Below are 14295 nucleotides of genomic sequence, written 5' to 3'. Positions count from 1 at the left end.
TGCCGCGGCATGAGCAGTGAGATTCCGGCCCGCGCCGACGTCGTGATCGTCGGTGCCGGGCACAACGGTCTGGTCTCCGCGGTCCTGCTGGCCCGCGCCGGCCTGGACGTCCTCGTGTTGGAGGCCGCCGACGTGATCGGCGGGGCCACCCGTACCGAGAACCCGTTCCCGAAGGTGCCGGGGCTGCGCCACTCCACCGGCTCGTACCTGCTCGGGCTGATGCCCCCGGAGCTGCTCGCCACGCTCGACGTACGGATCCCGGTGCTGCGCCGCGACCCGCACTACTTCCTCCCCACCCCGGGCGGCCTCGGCTCGCCGTACCTGCTCTTCGGCAGTGACACCGCCGCCACACGGGCGCAGCTCGCCGAGTTCTTCTCCCCCGCCGACGTGGCCGCCGACGACGCCATGCAGGCCGAACTGGCCGCGCTGCGCGAAGACCTCGCCCCGGCCTGGCTGGCCGAGCCGCTGAGCGTCCAGGAGACCGCCGAGCGGCACGTCCGCCCGGCGCTGCGGCAGGTCTTCGTCGACCTCGTGCAGGGCTCCGTCGCCGACTACCTGGCCCGGTTCGAGTTCCGCTCCGAGCTGCTGGTCAGCATGTACGCGGTCACCGACGGCCTGTCCGGGCTCAACGCCGGCCCGGACGACCCCGGCACCGGCCACAACTTCCTCGTGCACAACATGTGTCGACTGCCCGGCTCCGGCGGCACCTGGATGATCGCCGAGGGTGGGATGGGTACGGTCTCCCGGACGTTCGCCGAGGCCGCGCGCGCCGCCGGAGCAACCATCCGCACCGGTACGCCGGTGCGCGCGGTGACAGTGGACGGCGGCGCGGCCAGCGGAGTCGTGCTGGCCGACGGTCGGGAGGTCGCCGCCCGGGTGGTGCTCGGCGCGTGTGACCCGTACCGGCTGATGGACCTGTTGCCCGACGGCGCGCTCCCGGCGGCACTCGGCGAACGGATGGCGGCGGTCCGCCGGCCCGGCACCACCCTCAAGCTCAACCTGGCGCTCACCGGGCTGCCACGGTTCTCCTGCCTGCCGGATGGCACGCCGAGCCCATTTGGCTCGACCATCCACCTGCTGCCCGGGTCGGCGTCGCTGGTCGGCGGGGCGGAGGCCGCACCGATGACAGCGCTGCGCGCGATGTGGGCGGACGTGCAGGCCGGGCTGCTGCCGGCGGAGCCCACCATCGAGTGGTACCTGCACACCACTGTCGATCCGTCGCTCTCCGACGCCGCCGGGCACCACTCGTCGGCGCTCTTCGTCCAGTCCGTCCCCTACGAGCTGGCCGGCAGCACCTGGGACGCGGAGCTGCCCGGCTACGTCGACCGGCTCATCGGGATCGTCGAGCGGTACGCCCCCGGCACCGCCGACCTGATCGCCGACGCGGTGCCCCTGCCGCCGCCCGGCATCGAGGAGCACTTCGGCATCACCGGCGGGCACATCCACCACGTCGACAACACTGTCTCGTTCACCGACCGGATGCCCTACGCCACCGGCGTCGACGGCGTGTACGCGGGCAGCGCCGGCTGCCACCCGGCCGGCAGCGTCATCGGCGCGGCCGGCCACAACGCCGCCCGCCGGGTCCTCAGCGATCTGGGGCGCTGATCGGCCCCGCGTTGGGCGGGGTGGAGGGCCGGAGGTCACCCGGACCCCCGATCAGGTAGAAGCCGACCAGCAGCAGGTACGCGCACAGGCTCAGGATGGGGTTGACGAAGACGATGGCGAAGGCGGCCAGGTAGAACAAGGGCTTCAGCACTATCCGCCGTGCGATGGTCCGGGCCAGCCGCGGATCCAGGTCGGGGTGGAGCAGTCCGCGCCGACGAGCCCACCACCACGTCAGGTTGACGAAGATCGCCTCACCGAGCACGGTGCCGACGTAGAGAGCGGCGGTCAACCGCTGCTCGGTCGGACTGCCCCGCAGATTGTCCGACAGCAGATCGGCGGTGAACGGGATCGTGGCGATGAAGAGCAACACGAGCAGGTTGAGGACCAGCAGCATCTGGTCAACGCGGACCACGTACCGCCACAGGTTGTGGTGGGCGAGCCACACCTGCCCGGCGATCGCGAAGGTGATCACGTACGCCAGGTAGGACGGCCAGGCGTGGGCCAGGGCGTCCGGAAGCTCTCGACCACTCTCCCTGGCCGGACCGGTCTGGAGCAGTTCGACGGCCATCACCGTCAGCACGACCCCGAAGACCCCGTCGCTGAACGTCTCCACGCGGGCAGCGTCCCGGGTCTTCTCCCGCCCACGCCCGTACCGGTAACCACTCACCCGCGGGCACCCCTCCCGGAGGCGGCCTTCCCTGCGGGCGCCCCTCCCGCGATCTTGCACTTTCCGTCGCGGTTCTGGGGTGATTGTCCCGCTTTGCCGCTACCGGAAGTGCAAGATCGTGGGTTGGTGGGGTCAGATCACGGCTTCGCCCGCCGGGGCGGGGGTCTCCGCGTCCACTCGGTGGGCTCGCACCTTGTGCCCGACGCTGGTGAGGCAGCGGCCGCTGGGCAGGTCGAAGCGCCAACCGTGCAGCTGGCAGGTGAGCTGGTCACCGTCGACGATGCCGAAGCGGGTCAGGTCCGCCTTCAGGTGCGGACACCGCCGCTGCACCACCCAGTCGCCCAACGTGATGTCCTCGGCGTCGGTGCTGCGCTCGTGCTCGTCGTACCAGCCCTCGGCGTACTGGAGCCGCTCCTCGGAGAGGCACTTGAAGAACGCATAGACGAACTCGTTGTACTGGCCGATCCGGGCCGCCGAGAACCGGCAGGACAGGAAGAGCGAGTTGACCCAGTCCACCTCGTCGATGAAGAGCAGGTGCTCGATCAGCGACCGCTCGGTCCGGAACCGGTAGCGCACCTTCTCGTCCGCGTACGACCGGACCTCCTTGCCGGGGAAGTCCACCACGATCGACTCGACGCTCTCGCCGTCGTAGCCGACCAGGTCGAAGCGGACCGGGCCACCGACCCCCTTGGCGAGGTAGATCGACTCGTCGAGCAGGGGCTCGATCCGACGCTTCATCTCGCCGAGCACGTCCACCTCGGGGTGCCGCCAGGACGCCTTCTCCGCCTCGATGATCGGGCGCTTGCGCTCCCGCATCTCCTCCAGGTGAGCGACCTTGTTCGCGAAGAACTCCTCCACCGGCACCGGGTGGGTGGTGCTCGCACCCTCGGTGGTGACCTCGGCGACGCTGCCCGGCAGCAGCACGATCCCGTTGGTGCCGCCGACCTTGGCGTACTCCGACAGGAAGACGGACTGGTCGGGGAAGATGTTGCCCTCGTCGCCGTGGATGTCGTTGAACTGCCACAGGGCGTCGTCGAGGAAGCACGGGGGGCCGGCGATCGGGAAGACGTGCGACGCCTTCAGGTCGTCGATGTAGCGCCAGGTCCGGTCGAACTGCCGGTCACGCTTCTGCTTGCCGAAGGCGGTCTTCGCCGCCTGCGGCAGCTCGTAGACCATCGGATACCAGATCGCGCCGGAGAACTGGAGCAGGTGCGCGTGTACGTGCCCCAGCTCCGCGAAGACGCTCAGGTCGGTGGGGCGGGCGTCGTTCTGGTTGAGCAGCCGCACACCCTCGTACTCGACCCAGAGCGAGGAGTCGCCGATCGGCCCGTCGGTCGGGCTGGTCAACGCCTGAATCATGATCTTCAGGCCGCCGGGCAGCTCCACCACCTGCTCGTTGGGCGCCTTCAGGAACTGGGTGAAGCCCAGCGCCCGGAACTCGTCCTCCATCTCCGAGGTGGGGAACTCGGGGAGCAGGACCGTGGCGTCCTTCGAGACGAAGTCGCGCAGGTGCTTCGCGTCGAAGTGGTCCCGGTGCAGGTGGGAGACGTACAGGTAGTCGACCTGCCCCAGGCTCTCCCAGTCCAGCAGTGAGTTGTCCGGGAACGGGAACCACGACGCGAAGTAGGCCGGGTTGACCCACGGGTCGCACAGGATGCTGCCCGCGGCCGTGTCGATCCGCATGCTGGCGTGCCCGGTTCCGGTCACTCGCACCGCACAGTCCCCCTCAAACAGACAATCAGGTGTACGCCAAACGCTACCGGAGCGAGTCTGACCGCCGCCCCGCGACGCCGGTAGTGCCGTTCAGCCGAGGTGGGCAGTGGCCGATGGCCAGGAAACCCCCACCCCACCGCACCGCGTACGAGGCGTGCCAGACTAACCAAAGATCCGATCGCGAGGGAAGGACCGACAGTGGCAGGAAGCGAGCCGGTAACGTCGCCAGACCAGCACAAGCCCGGGCACCGCAAGGCCGGGCAGATCGGCGCCGTGCTGTCCGCACTGGCGCTGCTGGCGATGATCTGCGGCAACCACGAGGGCAAGGTCGAGGACATCTGGCTGATCGGCCTGGCCGCGCTGCTGCTGATCATTGTGATCGGCGATGTCGTGCTGCGGCGCAGCGGTCTGCGCTCCTGACCCGACCCCACCGCCGGACGACCGGCCGACGTACGCCGAGGGCCCGCCCCCACCCCGGGGACGGGCCCTCGTCCGTACGCGTCGGGGTCAGCGCCCGAAGAGGATGTCCTGCACGTCCTTGAGCGCGGCGTCGACCTCGGCCTCGAAGTAGCCACCCGGCACCAGGCCGAACCGGAGCGTGTCCAGGTCCTTCGGGTCGACAGGCATCGGGTTGCGGCGCTGCATGCCACCGAGCAGGGTGTCGAAGAACCGGTCCACCTGGTCGGGGTCGTACCCGCTGCCGAACCTGCGCACCTGGAAGCTACGGCGGATTTGGTCCACCCGGTACAGGTCGCTGCCGGGCGGACCGGCCATCGGCGGGCCGGCCATCGGGGGACCACCCATGGGCGGGCCACCCATCGGCGGACCGGCCACGGCGGGCGGGCCGGCCATCGGCGGACCACCCATGCCCTGTTGCGGCAGCGGAGGCGGACCGGCCGGGCCACGGCGCATGTCGCGCAGGTCCCGCTCCGGCATCCGGATCTCGGCAGTCATGTCGGCGCGACCGTGCCGCCCCGCCTCGAAGCCGTCGAAGCGCGGCTCCTCCGGCGGCGGCGGATAACCGCCGGGCGCGCGCTGGTCGTCGGGGCCGTACCCGCCGCGCTGATCATCCGGGCCGTACCCACCGGGTGCGCGCTGGTCGTCCGGGCCGTACCCACTGGGGCCGGCGGGCAGGCCGCGCTGCGGCATGCCGTGGCCACCCATCGGGCCGGGACCCATCGGGCCACCGGGACCCATCGGGGGCCGGCCGGGCCACGTGGCGCGTCGTAACCACCGCCGCGGGGGCGTCGTACCCACCGGCGAAGGCGCCGGTCGGCTCGTCGTAGCGGCCGTAGGGCGGGCCGGCCTGCGCGGGCATGGGCCGGGGCGGCATCGGCTGCGGGACCATGCCCCGGTCGTCGCGCATCGGCGGACCCATCCGGTCCGGTGGGCCCATCCGGTCACCCATCCGGGGGTCGCCACCACGCCCGGCGTTGTTGCGCTCCTCCAGCTCGGCCAGCTGCCGCTCGACCCGATCCAGGTGCAGGTCGACCTGCCACTCGTCGTAGCCGTTGAAGCGGACCCGGAAGACGACGTCATGAACCTCCTGGGAGGCCACTGGGGCGCCGACCTGTCGGCCGTCGAGCGTCGCCTCGACCCGGTCGAGGAAGGCATCCACCTCGTCGACCTTGTATCCCCGGCGGAGCGCCTTGCGCCGGAAACGCTGACCCTGACTCGCCACTATGTCTCCTGGTCTCGTTCGCCACGCCCGGTCACGCCGGTGCCTCTCCGGCGCGGTCGGTGTTGGTGTCGTTGTCCTCGGCGGCGGCGAGCTGGCCACACGCGCCGTCGATCTCGCGACCTCGGGTGTCCCGAACGGTGGTGGACACCCCGGCGTCGCGCAACCGCCGGACGAACTCCCGCTCGACCGGCTTCGGGCTCGCGTCCCAGCGACTGCCCGGCGTCGGATTGAGCGGAATGAGGTTCACGTGGGCCAATTTGCCGGCCAGCAGCCGCCCGAGCAGGTCTGCTCGCCACGGCTGGTCGTTCACGTCCTTGATCATCGCGTACTCGATCGACACGCGACGGCCCGTCCGGGCGGCGTAGTCCCACGCTGCGTCCAGCACCTCGGCTACCTTCCAGCGCTGGTTGACCGGCACGAGTTCGTCGCGCAGATCATCATCGGGCGCGTGCAACGACAGCGCAAGGGTCACTGAGAGGTCTTCGCTGGCCAGTCGGTGGATGGCCGGAACCAGGCCGACCGTGGAAACGGTGATGTGCCGCTGGGACAGGCCGAGCCCCTCCGGAGCCGGGCTGACCAGCCGACGGATCGCCGCGATCACCCGGTTGTAGTTGGCCAGCGGCTCGCCCATGCCCATGAAGACGACGCGCGACAGCCGCGGCGGGGAACCCGCGACCACGCCGGACGCCGCCACCCCGGCCATGTACACGGCCTGGTCGACGATCTCCCCCGTCGACAGGTTGCGGGTCAGCCCGGCCTGGCCGGTGGCGCAGAACGGACAGGCCATGCCGCAACCCGCCTGGCTGGAGATGCAGACGGTCACCCGGTCGGGGTAGCCCATCAGCACGCTCTCCACCAGCGCACCGTCGTGCAGCCGCCAGAGCGCCTTGCGGGTCGCGCCGTCGTCGCAGGCCAGCTCACGCACCGGGGTGAGCAGGGTCGGCATCAACTGGTCGGCCAGCCGCTCCCGGGTCGCCGCGGGCAGATCGGTCATCGCCTGCGGGTCGCGGACCAGCCGCCCGAAGTAGTGGTTGGAGACCTGCTTGGCGCGGAAGGCCGGCTCCCCCAGCCCGGTGACCAACGCCTGGCGGCCGGCCAGGTCCAGGTCAGCGAGGTGCTGAGGGGGCATGGAGGCCCGGCGCGCGGCGGGGGCGACCGAGAGGGCGGGGATCAGTGGCAAGCTCGTCATGGCTGGTCCAGTGTGTCACGCCTTCGGCGACGGGTGCCGGTCCGGAGGTGTCGAACGGGCCGCGACCGCCGGAGCCGGATGACCAGGTAGTCGTGATTCATACCTCAGCTCACCACCGGCACGAGGACCGCCAACAGCAGGTAGGCCGTCGGCACCGCGAACAGGATCGAGTCCAGTCGGTCCATCAGACCGCCGTGGCCGGGCAGCAGGTTGCTCATGTCCTTCACGCCGAGATCCCGCTTGATCATCGACTCGGCCAGGTCGCCGAGGACCGCCGCGCAGGAGACGGCCACCCCGAACAGCGCACCCCACCAGGGGGCCACCTCGAACATCAGCCACAGCAGCAACGCGCTGCCCAGGGCCGCCGCGGTGACCGAGCCGGCGAAGCCCTCCCAGGACTTCTTCGGGCTGATCGACGGGGCCATCGGGTGTTTGCCGAAGGAGACGCCGGCCGCGTACCCGCCGGTGTCGGAGAGGACCACCCCGATCAGGGTGGCCAGGATGCGCAGGTACCCGTCCTCGGGGGCCGCCGCCAACAACGCCGCGAAACCGGCGAGGAACGGCACGTAGACGGCGATCAGGGTGGCAGCGGTGAGATCCCGCTGGAAGCCGGCCGGCCCGTCACCCAGCCGCCAGATCATGGTGCCCAGCACGGTGACCAGCAGCCCCAGGCTGAGCGCGTCCGGGCCGGCGAACCAGGCCAGACCCACGGTCAGCACACCCCCGCCGATCAGCGGCACCAGCGGCGGGTGCGCCCCGCTGCGTCGGACCGCGCGGGCCATCTCCCAGATGCCGACGGCCACCGCGGCGGCGATCACCGGCAGGAACGCCAACGGGTAGACGACGAGCGGCACCACGATCAGCGCGCCGAGGCCGAGCCCGACCCCGATCGCCGCGGGAAGGTTGCGCCCGGCCCGCCCGGTGCCCACCTGCTGGGTGGCCGGTCGGTCGATGCTGGCCCGACGTCGCCCCTTCGTCCGTCGACCGGTCGTCGGCGCCTCGTCCGGCGCCACCTCGGCCCGGACGGGCTCCAGCAGCTCGGTCGGGTACCCCGGGTCGTCGAATCGGTCAGGACGGCCGTCGAGGCGGCTCGGCTCGTCAAAGCGCCCACGGTCCGGGCCGTCGTAACGGGGCGGCCCGTCGCCGGCGGCAGGACGGTCCAGGTACCGGTCAGCGCGACCCCGGTCGTCGTACCGGTCCGGCTGGTTGCGGTCGTCCACGTGCCGGTCACGGTCGTCGAAACGATCACGCCGGTCGCGGTCGTCGAAGCGGTCGTCCGGACGGACCGGGCGGCCACGCTCGTCGTACGGGTCGGCGGGGTGCGGGTCGGCGTACGGCCGGGCGTGCGGGTCGGCGTACAGCTCAGGGCCGGCGGCCGGACGGCGGCTCCACTGGCCGGCCTCCAGCTCCTGGTCGGGCCAGGGCAGCGCCACGGGGCGCTCCGGCCGGTCCCAGCCGCGAGGCTCGCTGCCGTAGGGGTCGGGGTGGGACATCACGCACCGCGACGCGGCACGAGAACCACCACATGACGCAAGACCACAAGCATCCCCTACACGTGCGATGTTCCTCCGATTGACCGCCCCGACGGTCGGTCGATCCCCGGTGTTCACCACCCGGTGGCCGGGAATCCTGCCGAGCCTACTGCACACACCGGACCGGCACGGCGGACGAGGCACGCCGACGGACGCCACCCTCGCCGCCAGGCCGCCGACCAGCAACACACACCCATCCGGTACGGCACACCGGCGGCGTCCTCACCTCGGCCACCTTGATGCCGGGGCGCGCGGATCCCCTGCCGACCTACAGCACGAGGCCCGTTCCCGATGTCGGGAACGGGCCTCGAAGCAGGGTTCACACCTCGAGCAGCTCGGTTTCCTTGTGCTTCACCAGGTCGTCGATGCTGGCCACGTACCGCTGGGTCAGGTCGTCGAGTTCCTTCTCGGCGCGGCGGCCGTCGTCCTCGCCCGCCTCGCCGTCCTTGACGATCCGGTCCAGCTCCTCCTTGCCACGGCGGCGGACGTTGCGGATAGCCACCTTGGCCTCCTCGCCCTTGTGCCGAGCCACCTTGATCATGTCGCGGCGGCGCTCCTCGGTCATCTGCGGGAGCAGGATGCGCAGCTGGTTGCCCTCGTTGTTCGGGTTCACCCCGAGGTCCGAGTCGCGGATCGCCTTCTCCATCGCATTGATCTGCGAGTTGTCGTACGGCTTGATGATGGCCATCCGCGGCTCGGGAACCGCGATGGACGCCATCTGGGTCAGCGGCGTGGGCGTGCCGTAGTAGTCGATGATGACCTTGGAGAACATGGCGGCGTTGGCGCGACCGGTACGGATGGCGCCGAACTCCTCCTTGGCGTGCTCAACCGCACGCTCCATCTTCTCCTCGGCCTCGAGGAGGGTGTCGTCGATCACCGGTCTCCTCGCCTCCTTCTGTGCTCGTCGTGGGCTCTGCTGAAAGTCGTCAGACCGCTGCTGTCGCCGCCGTCGGCGGAACTCAGGCGGTGATCAGGGTGCCGATCTTGTCGCCACCCACCGCGCGGATGATGGTGTCGTCACCCTGCGCGCCGAAGACCAGCATCGGCAGGCCGTTCTCCATGCAGAGGCTGAACGCCGCCGCGTCGGCCACCCGCAGGTTGCGGCGCAGCACCTCGGAGAAGGTGATCGAGTCGAGCTTGCTGGCGGTGGGGTCGATCCGGGGGTCGGCGGTGTAGACGCCGTCCACGCCGTTCTTGCTCATCAGCACCACGTCGGCCCGGATCTCCAGCGCCCGCTGGGCGGCCACCGTGTCGGTGGAGAAGTACGGCATCCCGGCGCCGGCGCCGAAGATGACCACGCGGCCCTTCTCCAGGTGCCGGATGGCCCGCAACGGGATGTACGGCTCGGCGACCTGGGCCATCGTGATGGCGCTCTGCACCCGGGTCTCGATGCCCTCCTTCTCCAGGAAGTCCTGGAGCGCGAGGCAGTTCATCACGGTGCCGAGCATGCCCATGTAGTCGGCGCGGGCCCGGTCCATCCCACGCTTCTGCAGCTCCGCGCCGCGGAAGAAGTTGCCGCCGCCGACCACCACGGAGACCTGCACGCCGCGGCGGACCACTGTGGCGATCTGCCGGGCGATGGCCTGGACGACGTCCGGGTCGACGCCGATCGCGCCGCCACCGAAGACCTCACCGGAGAGCTTCAGCACCACCCGGCGGGCACGCCCGGGCGGCGGTGCCGTCGGATCGTCCAGCTCCAGCGTCCGGTCACTCACAACCTGCGTCATCCGCCCCGCCCTTCCCCACGCGCACGCCCCGTGCGGCGCGTACCGCGAACCTGCCGCTGCTGACCCTATGTGACGAGGAGGCCGCGGTGCCTGTCACGTACACCGGCGGCCTCCTCGTTGACGTCTTCTGCCCACGGGCGCGCGCGGCGCCCGACGGCGGCTCAGGCCTGGCCGACCTCGAACCGCACGAAGCGGGTGACCTCGATGCCGGCCTCGGCCAGCAGCTGCTTCACCGACTTCTTGTTGTCAGAGACGGACGACTGCTCGATCAGGACGAAGTCCTTGAAGAAGGAGTTGACCCGACCCTCGACGATCTTCGGCAGGGCCGCCTCGGGCTTGTTCTCCTCGCGGGCGGTCTGCTCGGCGATGCGCCGCTCGGACTCGACGACCTCAGCCGGAACCTCGTCCCGGGTGAGGTACTTCGGCCGCATCGCGGCGATCTGCATGGCCACACCACGGGCGTCGGCGTCGCCGGCCTCGTCGCTCTTGCCGGTGTACGACACCAGCACGCCGACGGCCGGAGGCAGGTCCTGGGCCTTGCGGTGCAGGTAGACAGCGGTGGTGCCCTCGACCCGGGCGAACCGGTTGAGCACCAGCTTCTCGCCGATCTTGGCGGACTGCTCCTGGATCAGGTCCGCGACGACCTTGCCGTCGAGCTCGGTGGCGAGCAGCTCCTCGGCGGAGTTCACGCCGGCGCGCTCACCGTGCTCGACCAGCTGCTGGCCCAGCGCGATGAACGACTCGGTCTTGGCGACGAAGTCGGTCTCGCAGTTCAGCTCCAGCAGGGCCTTGCCGGAGTGGGCGACCAGGCCGTTCGCGGCCGTACGGCCGGCCCGCTTGCCAACGTCCTTGGCGCCCTTGACGCGCAGGATCTCGACGGCCTTGTCGAAGTCGCCCTCGGCCTCGGTCAGCGCCTTCTTGCTGTCCATCATGCCGGCGCCGGTGAGGTCGCGGAGCTTCTTGACGTCCGCGGCGGTGATTTGGGACATGGCTCTCTCTTCGGTGTTGAGACGGCGTGTGGATGGTCAGAGGTGCCGGTTACCCGGATCCGGGCGGATCGTGCCCGGCGTACCGCCGCTGCCCACCGTTCGCAAAAACGGACGGCGGGCAGCGGCGGTGCGATCACTCCGCGGTGGCGGCCGCCGGCTGCTCGGTGGCGGCCTGCGCCGGCTGCTCCGGGGTGGCGGGCTGCTCGGCGGCGGCAGCGGCGGGCTGCTCGGCCGGGGCGGCCGACTCGTCGGCCTTCTTCGGCTCGAGAAGCTCGCGCTCCCACTCGGTCAGCGGCTCGTCGCTCGCGACACCCTCGGGCTTCTCGTCGTTGCCCCGGCGACGGCCGGAACGCGCGATCAGGCCGTCCGCGACGGCGGCGGCGACGACCTTGGTCAGCAGCTCGGCCGAGCGGATCGCGTCGTCGTTACCCGGGATCGGGAAGTCGACCTCGTCCGGGTCACAGTTGGTGTCCAGCACCGCGATGACCGGGATGCCCAGCTTGCGGGCCTCGTCGACGGCGATGTGCTCCTTCTTGGTGTCGACGATCCAGACCGCGGCGGGAAGCTTCTGCATGTCCCGCAGGCCACCGAGGGTGCGGGTCAGCTTGATCTTCTCGCGGGAGAGCTGCAGGGTCTCCTTCTTGGTGTAACCGGCGGCGGTGCCGCTCAGGTCACCCAGGCCCTCCAGCTCCTTCATCCGCTGGAGCCGCTTGTACACGGTCTGGAAGTTGGTCAGCATGCCACCGAGCCAGCGGTGGTTGACGTACGGCTGGCCGACCCGGGTCGCCTGCTCGGCGATAGCTTCCTGGGCCTGCTTCTTGGTGCCGACGAACAGGATGCTGCCACCCTCGGCGACGGTCCCACGCACGAACTCGTACGCCTTCTCGATGTACTCGAGGGTCTGGCGCAGGTCGATGATGTAGATGCCGTTGCGCTCGGTCATGATGAAGCGCTTCATCTTCGGGTTCCAGCGCCGGGTCTGGTGCCCGAAGTGGACACCGCTCTCCAGCAGCTGACGCATGGTCACGACGGCCATGGTTGGGGTACTCCTCAAGGTCCCTGGTTGTCACGCCCGGCCGGTGGCCGGGCGTCCTGGCGCCTGGTCGCCGACCCATGGTGGACCCGATCAAGATCGGGACCAGGGAGGCCGTCGCTCCACGACGATTCGTGAAGAGGGCGCGCGAGGTCGACCGCACGAGGCGGTCGCCAGTTGGCCAGTGTACGCCCCTCACCCGTTCAGCCGCCCCGGGGTGCGCGGGGGGTGCCGCTCCGCCGCTCCCCCGCTCCCGGGTTGCCGGGAAGTCCGCCGCTCCCCCCGCTCCCGGGTTGCCGGGAAGATCGCGCTGGTTCAGGGAAATAGTGGCCTCCGTGTCGCCGGAGGCCACTATTTCCTGGTTGTTGTCCGAATCGCCGGCGCGCGCCGGGCCGGCGGCGGGTCGGGGCCCGGGTCAGCCGGCGGCGAGCGCGGCGGCCACGAAGAGCACCAGGCCGACGGTCAGGTAGGCCGTCGGTGGGCGGAGCCAGCCCCGACCGGTGTCGGCGAGCGCCAGACCTCCGGTTCGTAGCCCGTACAGCCCGGTCGCGAAGATCGGCAGTCCGGCGACCAGGGCGATACCCACCACCACGTTCCCGGCGTCCACCGGGTCGCCGGTGACACCCGCCAGCAGCACCCGCAACGCGGGGACCTCGAAGATCAACACCAGCAGAGCGAAGAGTACGGCCAACACCGGTCGACGGGTCCGATAGACGCCGTCGGCGGCCGGCGGATACACCGGCGGCTCACCTGCGGGCAGGTCAGGCCGGGGGCCGATCCCCGGCATCGGGCCGGTCGGCATCTCCAGCGGGTGGAGCGTGTCGCTGCCGCCCCGGGTCGGCTCGACGATCGGATACCCACCGAGCGGAGCAGGTCGAGCCTGGTCAGCGAGCACACCGGCCGGCGCTGCCGAGGTGTCGCGGCCGGTCTCCGGCGCGGCGCTGGTCACCGGGGAACCCGCCGCTGTCGTCTCCCGGGCGGCGCGGCGTCCGGGCAGCTCACCTGAGGTCTCCGAGGGGTCCCGGTCCGCCCGCCGCGACCGGGTGGCCCGGTAACCGTCCGCCTCCGGCCGCGCGGCGCCAAGCGGGTCCACTGCGGCGAAACGCCCCGAATCAGCCTCACTCGCCCCGAACCGACCGGTCTGATCGTCCAGGGCGGCGAAGCGACCGGAGTCCGCCTCGGGCGCACCGAAGCGACCCGCGTCCACCGCGCTCAGACGACCCGAGTCCGATTCCGGCGTACCGCCGAAGCGACCCGCGTTGACGGCGCCGAAGCGTCCCGAGTCCGGCTCCCGGCGGCGGCCGACGCCGGTGTCCTCGACGGAGCGGCCGTCTTCCGCGTCACGCTGCTCGGGGATCTCGCTGTCCCGGTATCGCGGTTCGCCCGCGCCGCGCCACTCCGACTCGCCGTAACCGCGACCCCGCTCGTCGGGGTACCAGCGCGACTCCTGATCTTCCGGGAAACTCCGTCGTCCGTCCACGTCAGGCACGGTATGCGACCGGCCACGCCCGCGCCATTTCAGCCCGGCGCACACCATTGGCCCTCTGCGCGATCTTGCACTTGCTGTCCCGGCATAGGGCGCATCCCACTCATTTCCACAGCCGAAACTGCAAGATCGGTGCAGTGGGTGTCCTTGGCGATGCTGCGCCGGGTTCGGCTCAACGCCCCTAGCACAGCGCGGGCATGATCGTCCGACTGTCCACAGCGCACCCGTTGTCCACAGGTGGGCCGCCGACGGGTCGCGGCGGTCTCCCTCCGGCGGGCACCGTGCCGGCCATGACGAAGCGGAACCAGGCGGTTGGCGCGTACGGCGAGCGGTGCGCGGCCCGGCACCTGACCGAGGCGGGGCTGCGCCCGATCGCCAGAAACTGGCGCTGCCCGGCCGGGGAGATCGACATCATCGCGTGGGACGGGCCCGTGCTCGCCTTCTGCGAGGTGAAGACCCGCCGCGGTGAGGGTTTCGGCACCCCGGCCGAGGCGGTCGTGCCGGCCAAGGCCCGCCGACTGCGGGGGCTCGCCGCGCGGTGGCTGACCGAGACCGGTACGACCGCCGAGGAGGTGCGTTTCGACGTGCTGTCGGTGCGGCTGCCCGACGTCGGCCCGGCGCAGGTCGACCACCTCAAGGGCGCGTTCTGACATGCGTACCCGGAGGATCGGTG

12 protein-coding genes and 1 pseudogene are annotated in these 14295 nt (G+C 71.0%); 3 read left to right on the top strand and 10 right to left on the bottom strand.

The genetic code is table 11. The features are described 5' to 3' along the window. The first annotated feature begins 9 nt into the window (after positions 1-9). Complete coding sequence (locus ACQP0U_RS07020; protein ID WP_433316817.1) at positions 10-1605, top strand: phytoene desaturase family protein; 1596 nt, start codon at positions 10-12, stop codon at positions 1603-1605. Here the strand turns inward: ACQP0U_RS07020 and ACQP0U_RS07015 are convergent. Both ACQP0U_RS07015 and ACQP0U_RS07010 read right to left on the bottom strand, forming a co-directional pair. Continuing rightward, complete coding sequence (locus tag ACQP0U_RS07015) at positions 1586-2272, bottom strand: TMEM175 family protein (RefSeq protein ID WP_433316815.1); 687 nt, start codon at positions 2270-2272, stop codon at positions 1586-1588. The two genes, ACQP0U_RS07020 and ACQP0U_RS07015, sit on opposite strands and share 20 nt — an antisense overlap. 132 nt (positions 2273-2404) lie before the next feature. After that, on the bottom strand, positions 2405-3985 hold the full coding sequence (locus ACQP0U_RS07010; protein WP_433316813.1) for a Rieske 2Fe-2S domain-containing protein: 1581 nt from the start codon (positions 3983-3985) through the stop codon (positions 2405-2407). Positions 3986-4183: 198 nt separating this feature from the next. Here ACQP0U_RS07010 and ACQP0U_RS07005 point away from each other — a divergent pair, with 198 nt between their 5' ends. Continuing rightward, entirely contained in the window at positions 4184-4405 is a 222-nt protein-coding gene (locus ACQP0U_RS07005; protein ID WP_433316811.1) for a DUF2631 domain-containing protein, read from the top strand. 87 nt (positions 4406-4492) lie between these two features. On the opposite strand, the pseudogene ACQP0U_RS07000 reads toward ACQP0U_RS07005, so the two are convergent. The 8 genes and pseudogenes from ACQP0U_RS07000 to ACQP0U_RS06965 form a co-directional block, all read right to left on the bottom strand. Next, positions 4493-5666: pseudogene (locus tag ACQP0U_RS07000) on the bottom strand (DivIVA domain-containing protein). 31 nt (positions 5667-5697) lie between these two features. Beyond that, positions 5698-6855, bottom strand: coding sequence for a 23S rRNA (adenine(2503)-C(2))-methyltransferase RlmN (rlmN, locus tag ACQP0U_RS06995; RefSeq protein WP_433316809.1), 1158 nt, complete (start codon positions 6853-6855; stop codon positions 5698-5700). Positions 6856-6959: 104 nt separating this feature from the next. Beyond that, entirely contained in the window at positions 6960-8348 is a 1389-nt protein-coding gene (locus ACQP0U_RS06990; protein ID WP_433316807.1) for a phosphatidate cytidylyltransferase, read from the bottom strand. Between the two features lie 358 nt (positions 8349-8706). Continuing rightward, positions 8707-9264 carry a ribosome recycling factor gene (frr, locus tag ACQP0U_RS06985; RefSeq protein WP_088946658.1) on the bottom strand — a complete coding sequence of 186 codons (558 nt, stop codon included), beginning with the start codon at positions 9262-9264 and terminating at the stop codon, positions 8707-8709. Between the two features lie 82 nt (positions 9265-9346). Beyond that, entirely contained in the window at positions 9347-10114 is a 768-nt protein-coding gene (pyrH, locus tag ACQP0U_RS06980) for a UMP kinase (protein ID WP_030335195.1), read from the bottom strand. 161 nt (positions 10115-10275) lie between these two features. Continuing rightward, positions 10276-11103: a translation elongation factor Ts gene (gene tsf / locus ACQP0U_RS06975; protein WP_433316804.1), complete on the bottom strand. Its 828-nt coding sequence runs from the start codon at positions 11101-11103 to the stop codon at positions 10276-10278. Between the two features lie 133 nt (positions 11104-11236). After that, positions 11237-12139: a 30S ribosomal protein S2 gene (rpsB, locus tag ACQP0U_RS06970; protein ID WP_196921541.1), complete on the bottom strand. Its 903-nt coding sequence runs from the start codon at positions 12137-12139 to the stop codon at positions 11237-11239. A gap of 412 nt (positions 12140-12551) precedes the next feature. Next, on the bottom strand, positions 12552-13616 hold the full coding sequence (locus tag ACQP0U_RS06965) for a hypothetical protein (protein ID WP_433316802.1): 1065 nt from the start codon (positions 13614-13616) through the stop codon (positions 12552-12554). Positions 13617-13912: 296 nt separating this feature from the next. On the opposite strand from ACQP0U_RS06965, the gene ACQP0U_RS06960 reads away from it, so the two are divergent. Continuing rightward, complete coding sequence (locus ACQP0U_RS06960) at positions 13913-14272, top strand: YraN family protein (RefSeq protein ID WP_433316801.1); 360 nt, start codon at positions 13913-13915, stop codon at positions 14270-14272. The last annotated feature ends 23 nt before the right edge of the window (positions 14273-14295 follow it).

The sequence above is a fragment of the Micromonospora sp. CA-269861 genome, from assembly GCF_050948505.1.
Lineage (GTDB): Bacteria > Actinomycetota > Actinomycetes > Mycobacteriales > Micromonosporaceae > Micromonospora.
This window is presented reverse-complemented; position numbering and strand designations above follow the sequence as displayed.

Coding starts and splice junctions, on each gene's coding strand:
- tsf (WP_433316804.1), bottom strand. CDS start 11,103: ATGTCCCAAATCACCGCCGCGGACGTCAAGAAGCTCCGCGACCTCACC.
- ACQP0U_RS07020 (WP_433316817.1), top strand. CDS start 10: ATGAGCAGTGAGATTCCGGCCCGCGCCGACGTCGTGATCGTCGGTGCC.
- ACQP0U_RS06990 (WP_433316807.1), bottom strand. CDS start 8,348: ATGTCCCACCCCGACCCCTACGGCAGCGAGCCTCGCGGCTGGGACCGG.
- rpsB (WP_196921541.1), bottom strand. CDS start 12,139: ATGGCCGTCGTGACCATGCGTCAGCTGCTGGAGAGCGGTGTCCACTTC.
- ACQP0U_RS06960 (WP_433316801.1), top strand. CDS start 13,913: ATGACGAAGCGGAACCAGGCGGTTGGCGCGTACGGCGAGCGGTGCGCG.
- pyrH (WP_030335195.1), bottom strand. CDS start 10,114: ATGACGCAGGTTGTGAGTGACCGGACGCTGGAGCTGGACGATCCGACG.
- rlmN (WP_433316809.1), bottom strand. CDS start 6,855: ATGACGAGCTTGCCACTGATCCCCGCCCTCTCGGTCGCCCCCGCCGCG.